The sequence below is a fragment of the Bradyrhizobium sp. SZCCHNS3016 genome (assembly GCF_032484535.1).
GTDB lineage: Bacteria > Pseudomonadota > Alphaproteobacteria > Rhizobiales > Xanthobacteraceae > Bradyrhizobium.
This window is the reverse complement of the sequence record NZ_JAUETE010000007.1, coordinates 46,746-63,232: the sequence shown is the minus strand read 5'-3', so window position 1 is coordinate 63,232 and position 16,487 is coordinate 46,746. Positions and strand designations below refer to the sequence as shown.

The window sequence follows — 16,487 nt, the reverse complement described above, 5'->3', positions numbered from 1 at the left end:
CTCCCACTCACTTCGTCGCTTTCTCGTCGCCGGGCAGCGGATAGTCCGCGCCTTCCCAGGGCGACAGGAAATCGAACTTGCGGAATTCCTGGTTGAGCCTGACAGGCTCGTAGATCACCCGCTTCTCCTGGTCGTCGTAGCGCACCTCGACGAAGCCGGTGGTGGGGAAGTCCTTGCGCAGCGGGTGGCCGTCGAAGCCGTAATCCGTCAGCAGGCGGCGCATATCGGGGTGACCGACGAAGATCACGCCGTAGAGGTCATAGGCCTCGCGCTCGAACCAATCCGCCCCCGGGAAGACGTCGATCAGCGACGGCACCTGCGTCGTCTCGTCGGCCTCGGCCTTGAGCCGGATGCGTGCGTTCAGGGTCGGAGACAGGAAGTGGTAGACGACGTCGAAGCGCTTGGCGCGCTCCGGGTAGTCTACCGCGGTGATGTCGGTGATGTTGACGAACCGGAGAGCCGGATCATCACGCAGATACTTCACAACCTCGACGATCCGACCCGGCTCCACGCTCACCGTGAGCTGATTGAAAGCGACCGAATGGCCGATCGCCGCGCCCGGAAGCGCGCTCACGATCGTCTGCCCAAGGGCGTCGAGCCTGCCGTCGTCCATAACGAAAAAACCTTCAGCGTTCGATGGTGCCGGTACGCCGGATCTTCTTCTGCAGCAGCAGAACACCGTACAGCAGCGCTTCCGCGGTCGGCGGGCAGCCGGGCACATAGATATCAATGGGAACGATGCGGTCGCAGCCGCGGACCACCGAATAGGAATAGTGATAGTAGCCGCCGCCATTGGCGCACGACCCCATCGAGATGACGTAGCGCGGCTCCGGCATCTGGTCGTAGACCTTGCGCAGCGCCGGCGCCATCTTGTTGGTCAGGGTGCCGGCGACGATCATCACGTCCGACTGGCGCGGCGAGGCGCGCGGCGCGAAGCCGAAGCGCTCGACGTCGTAGCGCGGCATCGAGACCTGCATCATCTCGACGGCGCAGCAGGCCAGGCCGAACGTCATCCACATCAGGGAGCCGGTGCGGGCCCAGGTGATGAGATCGTCAGCGGTGGCAACGAAGAATCCCTTGTCCGACAGCTCGTGCCTGACCTCGAGGAAATACGGGTCGTTGGCACCGATCGGCCTGCCGGTCGCGGGATCGAGAATGCCCTTCGGGGCCGGTGCGATCACCGGACCGGTCGAGGACGTGGTCGGGCTCAATCCCATTCAAGCGCGCCTTTCTTCCATTCGTAGGCAAACCCGACCGTCAGCACGGCCAGGAACACCAGCATCGACCAGAAGCCGGCCGCGCCGAGCTTGCCGAATGCCACTGCCCAGGGGAACAGGAAGGCGACTTCGAGGTCGAAGATGATGAAAAGGATGGCCACCAGATAGAAGCGGACGTCGAACTTCATGCGCGCGTCGTCGAACGCATTGAAGCCGCATTCGTACGCGGAGAGCTTCTCGGGATCGGGCTGCTGGTAGGCGACCAGGAAGGGCGCGATCAGCAGAACCACCCCGATGATGGCTGCGACACCTATGAACACGACGAGGGGGAGATAGTTCTGGAGGATGCCGGTCATCGGCGCCACTTTCCTCTGCGATTTCGGTGCAAACCGCAGATTCGTTGCATTGGAATTGGTCGAAGCCTTAGCGCAGCGCACCAAGCCGCGCAAGACAAGCCGTCTCGCCGGTGTCATCCCTCCCCACATTGCGGAAACCTGGACACACCGAGCCACGGCGCCACGGATGACGCGTGCAGGAGCCGCATTGCAGACCCGCAGCATTACGGTGTCGCACGGACCGGCGCGGGATGCTGAGGTGATCAGCGATCGCGAGCACGCACGCCGCCGTGCGCAGGCTGGGCGGGGTCGGAGACGGATGCGGATCAGCGTTCGATCGAGCGATCCAAGCAAGGCGACTGGACCGTCACCCGATAGGCGTCCGTTATCACGTCAGATGGTCACGAAGGGCCGCCGGATCAAGATCACCCGCGGCGGCCGGCGCGGCCGCGGTCACCGCCGATGCCGGCATGGGTGCCGATCACGGGCTCCGGCCGCATACTCCCGATTGCCGGCGCGCCGACTACAACCGATGAAACCATTTTGAGGAAACGAAGAAACCGGATCGAAACAAAGCGGAGGTACATGTCCAGGCAACAAAGTGGCGCTCTGAGACGCCGGGAGGCTGACATGAACCACTCGCTGCATTCCGCAGACCGATCGACTCACCTGAAGATCGTCGTCGTTGCCCTGATCGCAGGCATCGCGGTAACCGCTTTCGGTATCGCGACCCGCGCCAATGTGGATTACAGCCAGACGGCATCGCACGTCGTGAAGGCCGGCAAGCCTGTGACCGTGACGAGTTCCAGCGACTCGATGGTCCGCTGAGCCGTCGGTCCGCTGCTGACAGCGGTCGCAGGCCACCCGCTGGGTGGCCTTTTTCGTGCCCGATCGGAAAGATTAGCGGCGGAGCGCCTGTAGTTCGGCGAAGCGTCAGGTGGTGGCCGGGGAGAGATCACGCGGTCGCACGGCTTGCGGCGGCCAAGGATCAAATCGAAAGCTAAGCCATTGAAAACATGGCGCGAGAGACGGGGCTCGAACCCGCGACCTCCGGCGTGACAGGCCGGCGCTCTAACCAACTGAGCTACTCCCGCGTGATCGCGAAATCCGCGGAGGAGTGCGACTTAAAGGGGCGATGTTTCGAAGTCAAGGACAATGAACCGATAACTGTGCGAAGTCCTTGATGAGCGGTCAATCGAGGACGCCGGAGCGCGGTCTCTCTGGGTGGCGTCGGGCATCCGCCGTAAATCGCGCATGATGATGGGCCAAGTCGATGATCCGTCTTTTTTCTTCGGGACCGCAACGGCGACGGCCGCAAAGGAAGATGAGTTTCGAATCGCCGGACTGGGTATCCTTTAGGTCCCATACGCGCGCAGGAGCGCGCAATTCAGCCGCCGGCGGGCGGTACCGATCACAGCGGGTCGCGACGTCGCATTCCGCAGCAAAGGAGCCGGCGGATGCGCTTTGATCGGGGGAACCACTGATAGCCTGATGAACCTTGGTATCTGGCATGCAATAACTGATATATTAGTATACCGATGCATGCGGTAACATATTTTTCCCGTTCCTGTCCTTGTGGTGCACATGTCCGACCCGCTTCGCAGCTACACCCACTCCGTCACCGAGCGTCTGCTCCGCTACGTCGTGATCGACACCCAGTCGGACCCGACATCGCCGACCTGCCCTTCGACGCTCAAACAGAAGAATCTCGGCCGGTTGCTCGCAGCCGAGCTGCAGGCGATGGGCCTCTCGGACGCCCATCTGGACGACCACGGCTACGTCTATGCGACCATCCCGGCCACCACCGACAAGGCCGTGCCGGTGATCTGCTTCTGCTCGCACATGGACACGTCGCCCGACTGCTCCGGAGCCGACGTGAAGCCGCAGATCGTGCGCAACTACCAGGGCGGCGACATCGTGCTGCCTAAGGACCCGAGCCAGATCATCCGTGCGGTTGAGCATCCGGCGTTGAGGGACCAGATCGGCAACGACATCGTCACCACGGACGGCACCACGCTGCTGGGGGCCGACAACAAGGCCGGCATCGCCGAGATCATGGACGCGGCGCAGTTCCTGATCAGCCATCCGCAGATCAAGCACGGCACCATCAAGATCCTGTTCACGCCGGACGAGGAGATCGGCCGCGGCGTCGACCGGGTCGACCTGAAGAAGCTCGGCGCCGATTTCGGCTACACGATGGATGGCGAGACCGCAGGCAACATCGAGGACGAGACCTTTGCCGCCGACGGTGCCACCATCCTCATCAACGGTGTCAGCGCCCATCCCGGCTTTGCCAAGGGCAAGATGGAGCATGCCATCAAGATCGCATCTGCGATCATCGAGCGGCTCCCGAAGGATAGCTGCTCGCCGGAAACGACGGAGGGCAAGGAAGGCTTCCTGCATCCGGTCGGGATCTCCGGCGCGCTCGAACAGGCGCGGCTCGATTTCATCGTGCGCGATTTCAGCGAGCAGGGCTTGCGGCAGAAGGAAGCGCTGCTCGAGGACATCGTCAGGGACGTCCTGAAGGACTATCCGCGCTCGAGCTACCGGATGGAGGTTCGGCAGCAATACCGCAACATGAAGGAGGTCATCGATCTGCATCCGGAGATCGTGACCTATGCCGAGGAGGCGATCCGCCGCGCCGGCCTGACGCCGGTCAGGACATCGATCCGCGGCGGGACCGATGGTTCGCGGCTGTCGTTCATGGGCCTGCCCTGCCCCAACATCTTCGCCGGCGAGCATGCCTTCCACTCGCGTCTCGAATGGGTCAGCGTCCAGGACATGGAGAAGGCGGTGCAGACCATCGTCCATCTGGCGATGATCTGGGAAGAGCAGTCCTGAGCGCCGTCAGGCGCGCGCCGTCACCAGCCAGATCGAGCCGGCGAGCGTCACGCTGTCGCCGCGTACATACTGCGTCAGCAGCTCGCGGACCGACTGCCGCGCCGCATCGCGCGTCTCCTGGGGATGCCCCTCCAGCGCGCGGCTGGCGGGGCCGATCTCGAAGGCCGATTGTACGGCCGCATCGAGCCCCTTGCCGATCGCGACGTCGAGCGACAGCGCATGTGCCTCCAGCGCGACGTCGCTGAAGCCGGCCTCGCCCAGGATGCGCGTCACCCGCGCTTCCGATGCGAAGGCAAACGGACCGGGATCGTCGGGCGCCATCTCCGGCAGCTTCGGGACGTGGCGATAGACCGCCTGCAACGGCGCGATCATCCAGGGATTGGCTTTCGGCTCGCGCCAGCAGGCGAATACGACCCGGCCGCCCGGCTTCAGCGCGCGGCGGATGTTGGCGAACGACGCCACCGGATCGGCGAAGAACATCACGCCGAACCGCGACACCAGCAGATCGAAGCTCGCCGGCGCGAACGGATGCACGGTCGCGTCGGCCAGCACGAACTCGGCGGGAAGCCCGGCCGGCGCCACCGCGCGCGCCCGCTCCAGCATCGGGGCGGAAATGTCGACCCCGAGCACATGCCCGCCAGGCGCCACCTGCCCGGCCAGCGCGATCGACAGGCCGCCACAACCGCAGCCGATATCGAGCACACGATCACCCGGCTTGGCCGCGATGCGGTCGATCAGGATCTGCGACACCGGTGCGAGCAGGATGTCCTGCGCCTCCTGGCGATCGGACCAGCGCTGGCCGCCCGGCCCGTTCCAATAGGCGATCTGGTCGGCGTTGCGCTCGTCCCCTGCCGGCAATTGCATGATGTGCCCTGTCTGATTGAGGTCATCGCAAGAGCCAGCATGGCGCATGCAGCCGCCTGTCCTGTCAAGGCACGAGGCCGCGATGCGCTCGAGGAAGAAAGTGGGCCGGTTCTGACCACGGTTCGGAGAGACTTTCGCCGACGGCGAGAGCGCTCCAACGTCGGCTCAGCCGCGCGAACTCCTGTCGGATGGCGTCGCGCCGCACTGGCGTGTAGGCCGCGCGCTCCTCCGCTGACATCCCACCCAGCAGGCTGTGCGCCGACGGTGCCATCTCGGCCCCGCGCGCCCGCAGCGCCGGATCGTCAGCCTGCTGCAGCCAGTCCTGCCAGCACACATAGGTGGCGCGCTCGGAGCGGGCATAGTCCTCGCTGCGTTCCGGCATCAGGCGCTGGTCCCTGGTCTCATGCCTGCGACGCAGCCGCGCGGCCTCGCGGGACGAGGTCGCATGCGGGACCAAATGAAAAGTCCCGGCCGTGCCGCCGGCCGCGAGCCGCCCGAACACGGCGCCGTCAATCCCGAGATGCTTTTCGACGATGAAGTGTTGCAGATCATGCGGCATCCAGGGATCGAAGCCAGGCGCCGGGCTCATTTCGAGGGTGCGTCCATCACCGAGCGTCGCGCGCACCGCGTAGCGGCGCTCGCCGGTGCGGACGAAGGAAACAGTCATGGGCGGTCGCGGACGACGAGACATGGGACACTCGCAATTGGCAGCTGCGGCTGAAAAACGGCCCCATCATACCGCCGCGGGCGAGGGATCGATAGATGCGCGCGGACCTGCTGGCGAGCGCAGCAGCGCAATGCAATAGCGGGACAGCCTCTGGTCTCGCTGGTTCTGGTCTCGCTCTTGCTTCGATCAGGCGCGTCAGGAGCCACATGCGCACTCTCATCGTTGCTGATCTTCATTACTCGCTGCCGCAGTTCGACTGGCTGGTGGCGGCTGCCGATCATTTTGATGCGGTGGTGTTCGCCGGCGATGCGCTCGATCTCGCCTCGATCGTCGACATTCGCGCCCAGATCGTGGTCGTGAAGACATATCTCGTGCTCCTGGCGGCCAAGACGCGGGTCATGATCTGCTCGGGCAATCATGACCTGGAGGAGCGCAGCCCGGATGGCGAGAAGATCGCGGCCTGGATCGGGACGGTCCGCGAACTCGGCATCGCGGCCGACGGCGATGACGTCCTGATCGGCGATACGCTGTTCTCGCTTTGCCCATGGTGGGACGGTCCGCTGGTCAAGGCCGCGATCGGACGCCAGCTCGATGCCGCCGCGACGCGCGACGCAGCCCGCTGGATCTGGGTGCATCATGCGCCGCCGGCCAACTCGCCGGTGAGCTGGGGCGGCAAGCGCTTCTTCGGCGACACCGCGCTCGAAGGCTTCATCGCGCGGCACCGCCCGGCAATGGTGATCTCCGGCCACGTTCACCAGTCGCCCTTCATCAAGAACGGCTCCTGGTTCGATCGCGTCGGTGAGACTTGGGTCTTCAACACCGGACGGCAGCCCGGGCGACCGCCGGCCTACATGGTGCTCGACACCGATGAAGGGCGCGCCTTCTGGCTGGCGGCGGGGCAAGCCGAATGGGTCGATCTCGCCGGCCCGCTGCAACGCCCGGCCCAGCCCGTGACGGCGGCGCCGGACTGGCTCAGAGTCGTGGATCGGATTCCAGATCCGTTCCTGGCGAAACCTGCTGCGGCGGCAGGTTGATCATGCTCTGCAGGACGTCGCCGACCATCGCCAGATGCGTGCCGTGCCCGGCATATTGCCGCTTCAGGTCGGCGAGATAGCTGTTGGCGACGTTGAGGCGCTGCGCCAGCATGCGCGCAATCGCGAGCGTCGCCTCGGGATTTTCAGCCAGGAAGCGCCGAGCGTCGGGAATTTCGTAGATCAGGCAATCCGCGGCGGCGCGCACGGTCGCCGTGTGAGGCTGCTCAAGCAGCAGCGACATTTCACCGAACAGCGCGCCCGGCTCCGACACGACCGCCACCGTGGCGCCGGCCTTGATCACCTCCAGCTCTCCGTCGAGCAGGATGTAGAGATGCCCAGTGCTATGCCCCTCCTCGAGCAGCATGGTGCCCGCCGGAATGGCGCGCTCATGTCCGCCGGTGCAGTGGCGCAGGAAGTCGGTCATCGGTTCGCCCGCGATGTTTCACTCCGCGCGCCAAGCTAGCCGAAGAACGGTTCATCGCCACGCGAAATCGTCCGGACGCTTCGCACCAGCTGTCGCAAAGGATTTTAAACCCCTGTCCGAATTGAGCACTCGGCGGCGCCATCATCGTGATCGGGACGTGGGTTTGGCTCAGCCGCCGAGGCTCGATGGCAAGGTGGCTCAGCTTTACGAGAGCAGCAGATCGATGAAACCCGACGCACAAACGTGCTTCTGGAGAGGATCGCCATCAGCTTGGAAAATCGACGCGCACGACAATAGCAGCGTCACCATTGCGAGGGTGCGTCTCAGCGGATGCTAATGGTAGGCGGCGAGAGATTCGAACTCCCGACCCTCTCGGTGTAAACGAGATGCTCTAACCAGCTGAGCTAGCCGCCCTCACGTCGCGCTTCTTTACCCCCTGCCCGATCCTCAATCAACGCCGGAACCACGCGGCGGCAGCGAGAAACCGCCGCAGCGGGAACAGTGGGGGCAGACCACGCACGCTCGAAGGGTCAGTGGTTCGATCTCCCAAACGAAAACGGCGCCCTTACGGGCGCCGTTTCCTTGGATCAGTTCGGACCTCAGTGGGCGGTCAGGCCGCCGGCGGCTTCGTCGCCGTCGGCCTTCACCGGCACCTTGGTGTCCTCTTCCCAGACGATCGGCACCGGCTTGCGGACCAGGGCCCGGGCGACGACGTCGTCGAGACGGGACACCGGGATGATGTCCATGCCGCCCTTGATCGCATCGGAGATCTCCGTGAGATCCTTGGCGTTGTCCTCGGGGATCAGCACCGTCTTGATGCCGCCGCGGGCAGCGGCCAAGAGCTTCTCCTTCAGACCGCCGATCGGCAGCACGCGACCACGCAAGGTGATCTCGCCGGTCATCGCGACGTCGTGACGGATCGGAATGCCCGTCATGACCGAGATGATTGCGGTTGCCATCGCGACGCCCGCCGACGGACCGTCCTTCGGGGTCGCCCCCTCCGGAACGTGGACGTGGATGTCGCGGCGGTCGAACATCGGCGGCTCGATGCCGTAGACGATCGCCCGCGAGCGGACGTAGGACGCCGCCGCCGAGATCGACTCCTTCATGACGTCGCGCAGATTGCCCGTCACCGTCATCTTACCCTTGCCGGGCATCATGACGCCTTCGATCGTCAGCAGCTCGCCACCGACATCGGTCCAGGCCAGGCCCGTCACGATACCGACCTGATCGTCGCTCTCGATCTCACCGAAGCGATACTTCGGCACACCCAAGAATTCCTCGACGGCCTTCTCGGTGACCTTCACCGACTTCTTCTTGGACATCATGAGCTCCTTCACGGCCTTGCGGGCCAGTGTGGAAATCTCACGCTCCAGGTTACGCACGCCCGCCTCGCGGGTGTAGCGCCGGATCACGAGCAGCAGCGCGTCATCGTCGATCGACCACTCCTTCGAATCCAGGCCGTGCTTCGACAGCGCGGACGGGATCAGATGCTTGCGGGCGATCTCGAGCTTTTCGGTCTCGGTGTAGCCCGCGATGCGGATGATCTCCATGCGGTCCATCAGCGGGCCGGGAATATTCAGCGTATTCGCGGTCGTGATGAACATCACGTTCGACAGGTCGTAGTCGACCTCCAGATAGTGGTCGTTGAACGTCGTGTTCTGCTCGGGGTCCAGAACCTCTAGCAGCGCCGACGACGGGTCACCCCGGAAGTCCGAGCCCATCTTGTCGATCTCGTCCAAGAGGAAGAGCGGGTTCGAGGTCTTGGCCTTGCGCATCGACTGGATGATCTTGCCGGGCATCGAACCGATATAGGTCCGGCGATGACCGCGGATCTCCGCCTCGTCGCGCACGCCGCCCAGCGACACGCGAACGAACTCGCGGCCGGTGGCCTTCGCGATCGACTTGCCGAGCGAGGTCTTGCCGACGCCGGGAGGTCCGACCAGGCACAGGATCGGGCCGGTCAGCTTGTTGGCGCGCGACTGCACCGCCAGGTACTCGACGATGCGATCCTTGACCTTCTCCAGCCCATAGTGATCCGCATCCAGAACCGCCTGCGCGGCCTCCAGATCCTTCTTCACCTTGGACTTCTTGTTCCACGGGATCGACAGCAGCCAATCCAGATAGTTGCGCACGACGGTCGCTTCCGCAGACATCGGCGACATCTGGCGCAGCTTCTTCAGCTCGTGCTGCGCCTTCTCTCGCGCTTCCTTGGAGAGCTTGGTCTTGTTGATGCGCTCTTCCAGATCGGCGAGCTCGTCGCGGCCGTCCTCGTCACCCAGCTCCTTCTGAATGGCCTTCATCTGCTCATTCAGGTAGTACTCGCGCTGGGTCTTCTCCATTTGTCGTTTGACACGCGAACGAATCCGCTTCTCGACCTGCAGCACCGAGATCTCGCTCTCCATCAGGCCCAGCACCTTCTCCAGGCGCGTGGTGACGGACAGCGTCTCCAGGATGCCCTGGCGATCGGCGATCTTGACGGCGAGATGCGAGGCGACCGTGTCGGCCAGCTTGCCGAAATCGGTGATCGACTGAACGACGCCGACGACCTCGGCGGAGATCTTCTTGTTCAGCTTCACGTAGCTTTCGAAGTCCGACACGACGGACCGCCCGAGCGCTTCGGCCTCGACCGACTTCGCATCGGTATCCTCGAGCGCAACGGCAGTGGCTTCGTAGTAGTCGGCACGATCGGTGTACTTCTCGACGCGCGCGCGCTCCAGGCCCTCGACCAGCACCTTCACGGTGCCGTCGGGCAGCTTGAGGAGTTGCAGCACGCTGGCGAGCGTCCCGGTCTCGTAGATAGCATCCGCAGCTGGATCATCGTCAGACGCGTTCTTCTGCGTCGCCAGCATCACCAGCGCGTCGTTCTTCATCACCTCTTCGAGGGCGCGGATGGATTTCTCGCGGCCGACGAACAGCGGAACGATGTTGTGCGGGAAGACGACGATGTCGCGGAGCGGCAGAACCGGATAGGCGTGGCTCTCGCCGTAAACGATGGTCGGCCGGGGTTTGGGGGTCGTCATGGCCTGTTCCTTTTGTTTAGCCCCCTTGCACGCAGTCCGCCATCGTGCGCAACCGCCACAAGGTGCGATCTGATCCGGACATCACTGACGCGTCGATATCGCCCGCTTGTTTCGGATCGTTGTTGAGGCGAATCCCGGGATTGAGATTTGTATCGCCACGCGACATTAGGTGGCTATCGACCCGGGGGGTGTCAAGTATCGGTAAACACCCGCCAAAAATGGCTTTACGCGGCGGGACGCTGAAACGCTGCGATGCCGCGGACATGATGTCCGCGGCGATCGCCGATCTAATAAATCGAGGTCTTCTGTCTCTCGTGCCAGCGCGCCTCACGCGCTGGCGCTGCTTTCCACCGCACGATCGGACCGATCGGCGTAGATGTAGAGCGGACGGGCGGTGCCCTCGACCACTTCACGCGAGATGACCACTTCCTCGACACCCTCGAGACCCGGCAGGTCGAACATCGTCTCGAGCAGGATGCTCTCGAGGATCGACCGCAGACCACGCGCGCCGGTCTTGCGCTCGATGGCCTTGCGCGCCACTGCGCCCAGCGCCTCGTCGGCGAAGGTGAGCTCGATGTTCTCCATCTCGAACAGCCGCTGATACTGCTTCACCAGTGCGTTCTTGGGCTCGGTCAGGATCTTCTTCAGCGAGTTCTCGTCGAGATCCTCGAGCGTCGCCACGACCGGCAGACGGCCGACGAACTCGGGGATCAGGCCGTACTTCAGGAGATCCTCAGGCTCTACGTGACGGAAGATCTCGCCGGTACGGCGGTCTTCCGGCGCCAGAACCTGGGCGGCGAAGCCGATCGAGGTCGACCGGCCGCGCGCCGAGATGATCTTCTCCAGTCCGGAGAACGCACCACCGCAGATGAAGAGGATGTTGGTGGTATCGACCTGCAGGAACTCCTGCTGCGGATGCTTGCGGCCGCCCTGCGGCGGAACCGACGCAACCGTGCCTTCCATGATCTTCAGCAGCGCCTGCTGGACACCCTCGCCCGACACGTCGCGCGTGATCGAGGGATTGTCAGACTTGCGACTGATCTTGTCGATCTCGTCGATGTAGACAATGCCACGCTGCGCGCGCTCGACGTTGTAGTCGGCCGCCTGCAGCAGCTTCAGGATGATGTTCTCGACGTCCTCACCGACATAGCCGGCCTCGGTCAAGGTCGTCGCATCCGCCATCGTGAACGGCACGTCCAGGATCCGCGCCAGCGTCTGCGCCAGCAGCGTCTTGCCCGAGCCGGTCGGGCCGATCAGCAGGATGTTCGACTTCGCGAGCTCGACGTCAGAGTGCTTGGTCTGGTGGTTCAGCCGCTTGTAGTGATTGTGAACGGCGACCGACAGCACCTTCTTCGCATGGTTCTGACCGATCACGTAATCGTCGAGAACCTTGCAAATCTCCTTCGGGGTCGGAATCCCGTCGCGCGACTTCACCAGCGAGGACTTGTTCTCCTCGCGGATGATGTCCATGCAGAGTTCGACGCACTCGTCGCAGATGAAGACGGTTGGACCTGCGATCAGTTTGCGGACTTCGTGCTGGCTCTTGCCGCAGAACGAGCAATATAGCGTGTTCTTCGAGTCGCTCGTGCCGACCTTACTCATTCCTGTCTCCGTCCGCGGTTCGCTCTTGTCCGCTCGTTCGTTCCGATCCGGCACGGGCCGGACCAGACTGGTGAAAGAGCAAATTTCGTACCAAAATTAACACCTTGTTCTTCACCCGTCGTGCACCGACGACCTACGCGAATCCCCCACGATCCATAACTGGACACTCTAGCCAATCATGCTGTCATCCGACTATCAAGAATTCGCTAATCGGAGCACAGACCCTAGACCGTGACATTACCGTGATTTTGGGGCTTGACACGGTAAGAACACGCGAAATCAGCGAAGCGTTGCGTGTTTGCCACGCCTATTTGCCGGCCGCACGGCAGGGTTGCGGCCCTTTTGGGACCCCACCTTGGTACCTTTGCCGGCCCGAGCCGGCAAAGGCGATGCTGTTGCGTTCCGAGGCCCGTCAATCGGACCCCGCCTCGATCACGGACGGCTCACTTGCCCATCGCCGTCGGATCTTCCGGCCGCTTGTCGAGAACCTTGTCGATCAGGCCGAACTCCTGGGCCGCTTCCGCCGTGAGGAATTTGTCGCGCTCCAGGGCGTCCTCAATCGCCTTGTAAGACTGGCCGGTGTGCTTGACGTAGATCTCGTTCAGCCGCTTCTTCAGGTTCAGGATCTCCTGGGCGTGCAGCATGATGTCGGTCGCCTGGCCCTGGAACCCGCCGGACGGCTGATGCACCATGATGCGCGAGTTCGGCAGCGAGAAGCGCATGTCCTTGTGGCCGGCACAGAGCAGCAGCGAGCCCATCGAAGCCGCCTGGCCGGTGCACAGCGTCGACACCGCCGGACGGATGAACTGCATCGTGTCGTAGATCGCGAGGCCCGACGTCACCACGCCACCGGGCGAGTTGATGTACATCGCGATTTCCTTCTTCGGGTTCTCGGCCTCGAGGAACAGGAGCTGCGCGACGATCAGGGTCGCCATGCCGTCCTCCACCGGACCGGTCACGAAGATGATGCGCTCCTTCAGGAGGCGCGAGAAGATGTCGTAGGCGCGCTCACCGCGGTTGGTCTGTTCGACCACCATGGGCACAAGGTTCATATAGGTTTCGACGGGATCGCGCATGAATCACCCAAGGGTTGGACCAGCAGTTGAGACGACCGGCCGCCGCAGGTGAGGCTCATTTCAACGAGCAGCGACGGACAGGTGTCCCGTGATGCAGAACTTCAAGACCGAACTCACAGATATGGACCAATTCGCCGGTGACAAGACCGGGTCCCCTGGCCAGCCGCGAGCAAGGTCGTTGCGCTGTTCAAGCTGATTCCCGCGGCGGCGGCCAGCGCCTGAACCGGGCCGACCGGCGCTTTCGCCGGTCAACCTTAATCACGCGCTTATGTCGCGAACCCTACGATGGGCGACCTGTTCAGGCCGCCTTGTCGCTGTCGTCGTCCTTGAACAGCTCGTCCTTGGAGACCTTCTTCTCGGTCACGTTGGCGAGCTCGAGGATGAAGTCGACGACCTTGTCCTCGTAGATCGGCGCGCGCAGCTGCGCGAGCGCCTGCGGGTTGTTGCGATAGAAGTCCCAGACCTCCTTCTCGCGGCCCGGCATCGAGCGCGCGCGCTCCATCACGGCGCGGCCGACCTCGTCGTCGGTCACGGTGATCTTGTTCTTCTCGCCGATCTCCGACAGCACGAGGCCGAGACGGACGCGGCGGTCGGCGATGGTGCGGTACTCCTCCTTCGCCTTGTCCTCGGTGGTGTTCTCGTCGGCGAAGGTCTTGCCGCTGGAGTCCATCTCGGCCTTGACCGAGTTCCACATCAGGTTGAACTCCTCGTCGATCAGCGACGGCGGCGCATCGAACTTGTGGGTCTCGTCGAGACGGTCGAGCAGCGCGCGCTTGACACGCTGGCGGGTCGCCTGGCTGAACTCGCCGGCGAGGCGGTCGCGCATCAGCTGCTTCAGCTTGTCGAGCGACTCGAGGCCGAGCGTCTTGGCGAACTCATCGTCCACCACCTTGTCCTCCGGAGCCTCGACCGCGGTCGCCGTGGTCTCGAACTCCGCGGCCTTCCCCGCGAGCTCGTTGTTGAGATAGTTGGTCGGGAACGTCACCTTGAGCGTGCGGGTCTCACCGACGCCGATACCGATCAGTTGGTCCTCGAAGCCGGGAATGAAGGTGTTCGAGCCGATCACGACATCGATGCCCTCGCCGGTGCCGCCCTCGAAGGCGACGCCATCGATCGTGCCCTTGAAGTTGATCTTCACCCGGTCGCCGCTCTCGGCCTTCGCGCCCTCCGCCTTCGCGGCGTAGCTGCGGTTGGCATCGGCCAGGCGCTTGATCGCCTCGTCGACATCGGCGTCGGTGATGTCGGCCACGGGCTTCTCGACCGAGAAGGTCTTGAAGTCGGCGAGCGCAATCGCCGGCACGACCTCGACGGCCACGGTGTAGGTCAGGTCGGACTGGCCAGCGAGGATCTTCTCGACCTCGGCCTCCTCCGTCGGCATCGTCACCTTCGGCTCGGTGGCGAGGCGGAACCCGCGCTCGGTGAAGATCTGCGTGTTGGTGTCGCGGATGGTCTGGTCGATGGTCTCGGCCATGACCGACTTGCCATAGATCTTCTTCAGATGCGCCACCGGCACCTTGCCGGGGCGGAAGCCGTTGATGCGGACCTTGTCCTTGAGATCGACCAGCTTGGCATCCGCCTTGGCGTCGAGATCCGCCGCCGGAACGCTGATCTGGAACTCGTGCTTCAAGCCTTCCGACAAGGTTTCTGTGACCTGCATGGCGTCAATCTTCTTCCGCTTCGGTCCGAACCCTTGCGATCCGGACACATCTGACTCAATTGTGGACGACGCGCAGCAAAGGGCTTTGCGCCGGTGGGATCGGCGGCCCCGCTTCTCTGTCCGAGAGGGCGGGTCTGCCGGTAAAACTTGGGGCAAACGCCGGAGAAGCGCTTGGTGCGGGCGGAGGGACTCGAACCCCCACAACTTTCGTCACTGGAACCTAAATCCAGCGCGTCTACCAGTTCCGCCACGCCCGCGTGAACTGCATCGATAGCCCGGCCGCGGTGCCGCGGGCGGCGCGGCTTATACCACGCACGAAACCGTCCGCAGCAAAAAAATGGGCTGTCGAAAGCACCACCGGCAGGCCGATCGACCGTGTCGCACGCACAGATAAGGGAAAACAACATGATCCGCATCCCCCTCATCGCACGATGTTTTGTCGCATGACGGAACCGTCCGAGGGGCTCAGCCGCCGTGCCCTGCTCGGCGGCCTCGCCGCAGCCGGCGCGGCCTCGTTTGCCCGCTCGGCTCGGGCCGGTGGCCGAATCTCGGTTTCGTTGGACGCTCGCGGCGAATCTCTCGCGCTGAGCCCGGGACGTTCACCTAGCCCGCTTTGGCGGCTGGCTGCACCGGCTCCTGTGGTCCGGCTCGCACGCGGCACGGCGCTCGATCTGGACCTTTCGAACGGCCTTTCGATCCCGGCCGCGCTGTCCAGCCGCGGCCTCACTTTGCCCGCACCGCTGCTGGCGCAGGCGGAGATCGGCCCCGGCGGCCGGGCCACCATTCCAGCCCTGGCGTCGCGCGCCGGGACCGGCCTGCTCGACCTGCGGCTGCTCGCCGACGCCGTGCCGATCCGCCCGCTGCCTGTCATCGTCGACGAGGCCGCGACGGTAACTGTCGACTGCGACGAAATTTTCCTGGTCGAGGATTTCAGGCTCAAGGCGGACGGCACTGCGGTTGCGCCAGGAACCGAAGCGCAAGACACCGAGCTCATCTACACCGTCAATGGGCAGGTCCAGCCCGAGATCGCGCTGCGGACCCATGCGCGGGTCAGGCTGCGGTTCATCAATGGCTGTCAACGCGCTGTGATCGCGATCAAAATCGCCGACCTCGACGCCGTCCGCGTGATGGCCATCGACGGCCAGCCGGCCGAGCCTTTCCTGGCTCGAAACGGCGCGGTGGTGCTGCCGCCCGGCGGCCGCACCGACGTCTTCCTCGACATGCCCGCCGCCAAGACAACGCTGGCCGTGCTGCTGCACGACGGCAGCAATGCGCGTCCCCTCGCGCGGCTGGTGGCGTCCAGCGAGCCGCCGCTCCGTGCCGCCCCGTTGCCGCCGGCGCCGCCTTTGCCTTCGAACGGGTTGCCGGACAAGCTGGACCTGAGGACCGCCGCTCGGGCCGAGCTCGCGCTCGACGGCGCCGGCTGGCAACCGCCCGCCGCGTTCAATGCCGCCGGCGCCCCCACCTTCCAGGCCAAGGCCGGCCAAGTGGTCGTGCTGGCATTGGCAAACAAGACCGCCGGCACCCATGTGGTCCACCTGCATGGCCAGCCGTTCCGGCTGCTCGACCGGCTCGACGATGGCTGGAAGCCCTATTGGCTCGACACGCTGGCGCTGGAGGCCGGCCAGAACCAGCGCATCGCATTCCTTGCCGAGCAGTCCGGCCGGTTCCTGGTCGAGAGCATGGCGACCAACTGGGCGGCGCCGCGCCTGCTGCGGTGGTATGAGATCCGGTGAGGAAACGAACC

Annotated in this window: 14 protein-coding genes and 3 tRNA genes; 4 read left to right on the top strand and 13 right to left on the bottom strand. The window is 64.2% G+C overall.

Going from position 1 to position 16,487, the window contains the following annotated elements; genetic code table 11:
- Positions 1-7: 7 nt before the first annotated feature.
- The 3 genes from QW881_RS15180 to QW881_RS15170 are packed head-to-tail and all read right to left on the bottom strand — an operon-like array spanning position 8 to position 1,573.
- On the bottom strand, positions 8-613 hold the full coding sequence (locus tag QW881_RS15180; RefSeq protein WP_315756759.1) for an NADH-quinone oxidoreductase subunit C: 606 nt from the start codon (positions 611-613) through the stop codon (positions 8-10).
- 13 nt (positions 614-626) lie between these two features.
- A complete protein-coding gene (locus tag QW881_RS15175; protein ID WP_284418856.1) occupies positions 627-1,211 on the bottom strand; it encodes a NuoB/complex I 20 kDa subunit family protein in 585 nt (194 codons plus the stop codon).
- Positions 1,208-1,573, bottom strand: a complete 366-nt coding sequence (locus QW881_RS15170; RefSeq protein WP_008964559.1) for an NADH-quinone oxidoreductase subunit A — start codon at positions 1,571-1,573, stop codon at positions 1,208-1,210. Before QW881_RS15170 ends, QW881_RS15175 begins: the two co-directional genes overlap by 4 nt.
- A 609-nt stretch (positions 1,574-2,182) precedes the next feature.
- Here QW881_RS15170 and QW881_RS15165 point away from each other — a divergent pair.
- The gene (locus QW881_RS15165; RefSeq protein ID WP_315738273.1) at positions 2,183-2,380 is read left to right on the top strand and encodes a hypothetical protein; all 198 of its coding nucleotides are present in this window, start codon (positions 2,183-2,185) and stop codon (positions 2,378-2,380) included.
- Between the two features lie 189 nt (positions 2,381-2,569).
- On the opposite strand, the gene QW881_RS15160 is transcribed toward QW881_RS15165, so the two are convergent.
- A tRNA-Asp gene (locus QW881_RS15160) sits at positions 2,570-2,646 on the bottom strand.
- A gap of 490 nt (positions 2,647-3,136) precedes the next feature.
- On the opposite strand from QW881_RS15160, the gene pepT reads away from it, so the two are divergent.
- Positions 3,137-4,393 (top strand): peptidase T, encoded by a 1,257-nt coding sequence (pepT, locus tag QW881_RS15155; protein ID WP_315759183.1) that lies wholly within the window; start codon positions 3,137-3,139, stop codon positions 4,391-4,393.
- A 6-nt stretch (positions 4,394-4,399) separates the two neighbouring features.
- Here pepT and QW881_RS15150 read toward each other — a convergent pair whose 3' ends face one another.
- Both QW881_RS15150 and QW881_RS15145 read right to left on the bottom strand, forming a co-directional pair.
- Entirely contained in the window at positions 4,400-5,257 is an 858-nt protein-coding gene (locus QW881_RS15150) for a class I SAM-dependent methyltransferase (RefSeq protein ID WP_315738275.1), read from the bottom strand.
- Between the two features lie 64 nt (positions 5,258-5,321).
- On the bottom strand, positions 5,322-5,948 hold the full coding sequence (locus QW881_RS15145; protein ID WP_316158520.1) for a hypothetical protein: 627 nt from the start codon (positions 5,946-5,948) through the stop codon (positions 5,322-5,324).
- 182 nt (positions 5,949-6,130) lie between these two features.
- Here QW881_RS15145 and QW881_RS15140 point away from each other — a divergent pair, with 182 nt between their 5' ends.
- Positions 6,131-6,958, top strand: a complete 828-nt coding sequence (locus QW881_RS15140) for a metallophosphoesterase (RefSeq protein ID WP_315759185.1) — start codon at positions 6,131-6,133, stop codon at positions 6,956-6,958.
- Here the strand turns inward: QW881_RS15140 and QW881_RS15135 are convergent.
- The 7 genes from QW881_RS15135 to QW881_RS15105 form a co-directional block, all read right to left on the bottom strand.
- Positions 6,897-7,382, bottom strand: a complete 486-nt coding sequence (locus QW881_RS15135; protein WP_315759186.1) for a cyclic nucleotide-binding domain-containing protein — start codon at positions 7,380-7,382, stop codon at positions 6,897-6,899. The genes QW881_RS15140 and QW881_RS15135 overlap by 62 nt on opposite strands.
- Positions 7,383-7,719: 337 nt before the next feature.
- Positions 7,720-7,796, bottom strand: a tRNA-Val gene (locus tag QW881_RS15130).
- 185 nt (positions 7,797-7,981) lie between these two features.
- A complete protein-coding gene (gene lon, locus QW881_RS15125) occupies positions 7,982-10,405 on the bottom strand; it encodes an endopeptidase La (RefSeq protein WP_315738279.1) in 2,424 nt (807 codons plus the stop codon).
- 327 nt (positions 10,406-10,732) lie between these two features.
- A complete protein-coding gene (gene clpX / locus QW881_RS15120; RefSeq protein ID WP_012044595.1) occupies positions 10,733-12,007 on the bottom strand; it encodes an ATP-dependent Clp protease ATP-binding subunit ClpX in 1,275 nt (424 codons plus the stop codon).
- 443 nt (positions 12,008-12,450) lie between these two features.
- Complete coding sequence (locus tag QW881_RS15115; protein WP_315759188.1) at positions 12,451-13,083, bottom strand: ATP-dependent Clp protease proteolytic subunit; 633 nt, start codon at positions 13,081-13,083, stop codon at positions 12,451-12,453.
- Between the two features lie 298 nt (positions 13,084-13,381).
- A complete protein-coding gene (gene tig / locus QW881_RS15110) occupies positions 13,382-14,740 on the bottom strand; it encodes a trigger factor (RefSeq protein WP_315759189.1) in 1,359 nt (452 codons plus the stop codon).
- A gap of 172 nt (positions 14,741-14,912) precedes the next feature.
- Positions 14,913-14,997, bottom strand: a tRNA-Leu gene (locus tag QW881_RS15105).
- A gap of 174 nt (positions 14,998-15,171) precedes the next feature.
- Between QW881_RS15105 and QW881_RS15100 the strand changes: the two genes are divergently transcribed.
- A complete protein-coding gene (locus QW881_RS15100) occupies positions 15,172-16,476 on the top strand; it encodes a multicopper oxidase domain-containing protein (protein ID WP_315759224.1) in 1,305 nt (434 codons plus the stop codon).
- Positions 16,477-16,487 lie beyond the last annotated feature (11 nt).

Excerpts from the sequence above, each read along its gene's own strand:
- clpX (WP_012044595.1), bottom strand. The coding sequence starts at position 12,007 with ATGAGTAAGGTCGGCACGAGCGACTCGAAGAACACGCTATATTGCTCG.
- QW881_RS15165 (WP_315738273.1), top strand. The coding sequence starts at position 2,183 with ATGAACCACTCGCTGCATTCCGCAGACCGATCGACTCACCTGAAGATC.
- QW881_RS15100 (WP_315759224.1), top strand. The coding sequence starts at position 15,172 with ATGTTTTGTCGCATGACGGAACCGTCCGAGGGGCTCAGCCGCCGTGCC.
- QW881_RS15140 (WP_315759185.1), top strand. The coding sequence starts at position 6,131 with ATGCGCACTCTCATCGTTGCTGATCTTCATTACTCGCTGCCGCAGTTC.
- lon (WP_315738279.1), bottom strand. The coding sequence starts at position 10,405 with ATGACGACCCCCAAACCCCGGCCGACCATCGTTTACGGCGAGAGCCAC.
- QW881_RS15145 (WP_316158520.1), bottom strand. The coding sequence starts at position 5,948 with ATGTCTCGTCGTCCGCGACCGCCCATGACTGTTTCCTTCGTCCGCACC.
- QW881_RS15115 (WP_315759188.1), bottom strand. The coding sequence starts at position 13,083 with ATGCGCGATCCCGTCGAAACCTATATGAACCTTGTGCCCATGGTGGTC.
- QW881_RS15170 (WP_008964559.1), bottom strand. The coding sequence starts at position 1,573 with ATGACCGGCATCCTCCAGAACTATCTCCCCCTCGTCGTGTTCATAGGT.
- QW881_RS15135 (WP_315759186.1), bottom strand. The coding sequence starts at position 7,382 with ATGACCGACTTCCTGCGCCACTGCACCGGCGGACATGAGCGCGCCATT.
- QW881_RS15150 (WP_315738275.1), bottom strand. The coding sequence starts at position 5,257 with ATGCAATTGCCGGCAGGGGACGAGCGCAACGCCGACCAGATCGCCTAT.
- tig (WP_315759189.1), bottom strand. The coding sequence starts at position 14,740 with ATGCAGGTCACAGAAACCTTGTCGGAAGGCTTGAAGCACGAGTTCCAG.
- pepT (WP_315759183.1), top strand. The coding sequence starts at position 3,137 with ATGTCCGACCCGCTTCGCAGCTACACCCACTCCGTCACCGAGCGTCTG.
- QW881_RS15180 (WP_315756759.1), bottom strand. The coding sequence starts at position 613 with ATGGACGACGGCAGGCTCGACGCCCTTGGGCAGACGATCGTGAGCGCG.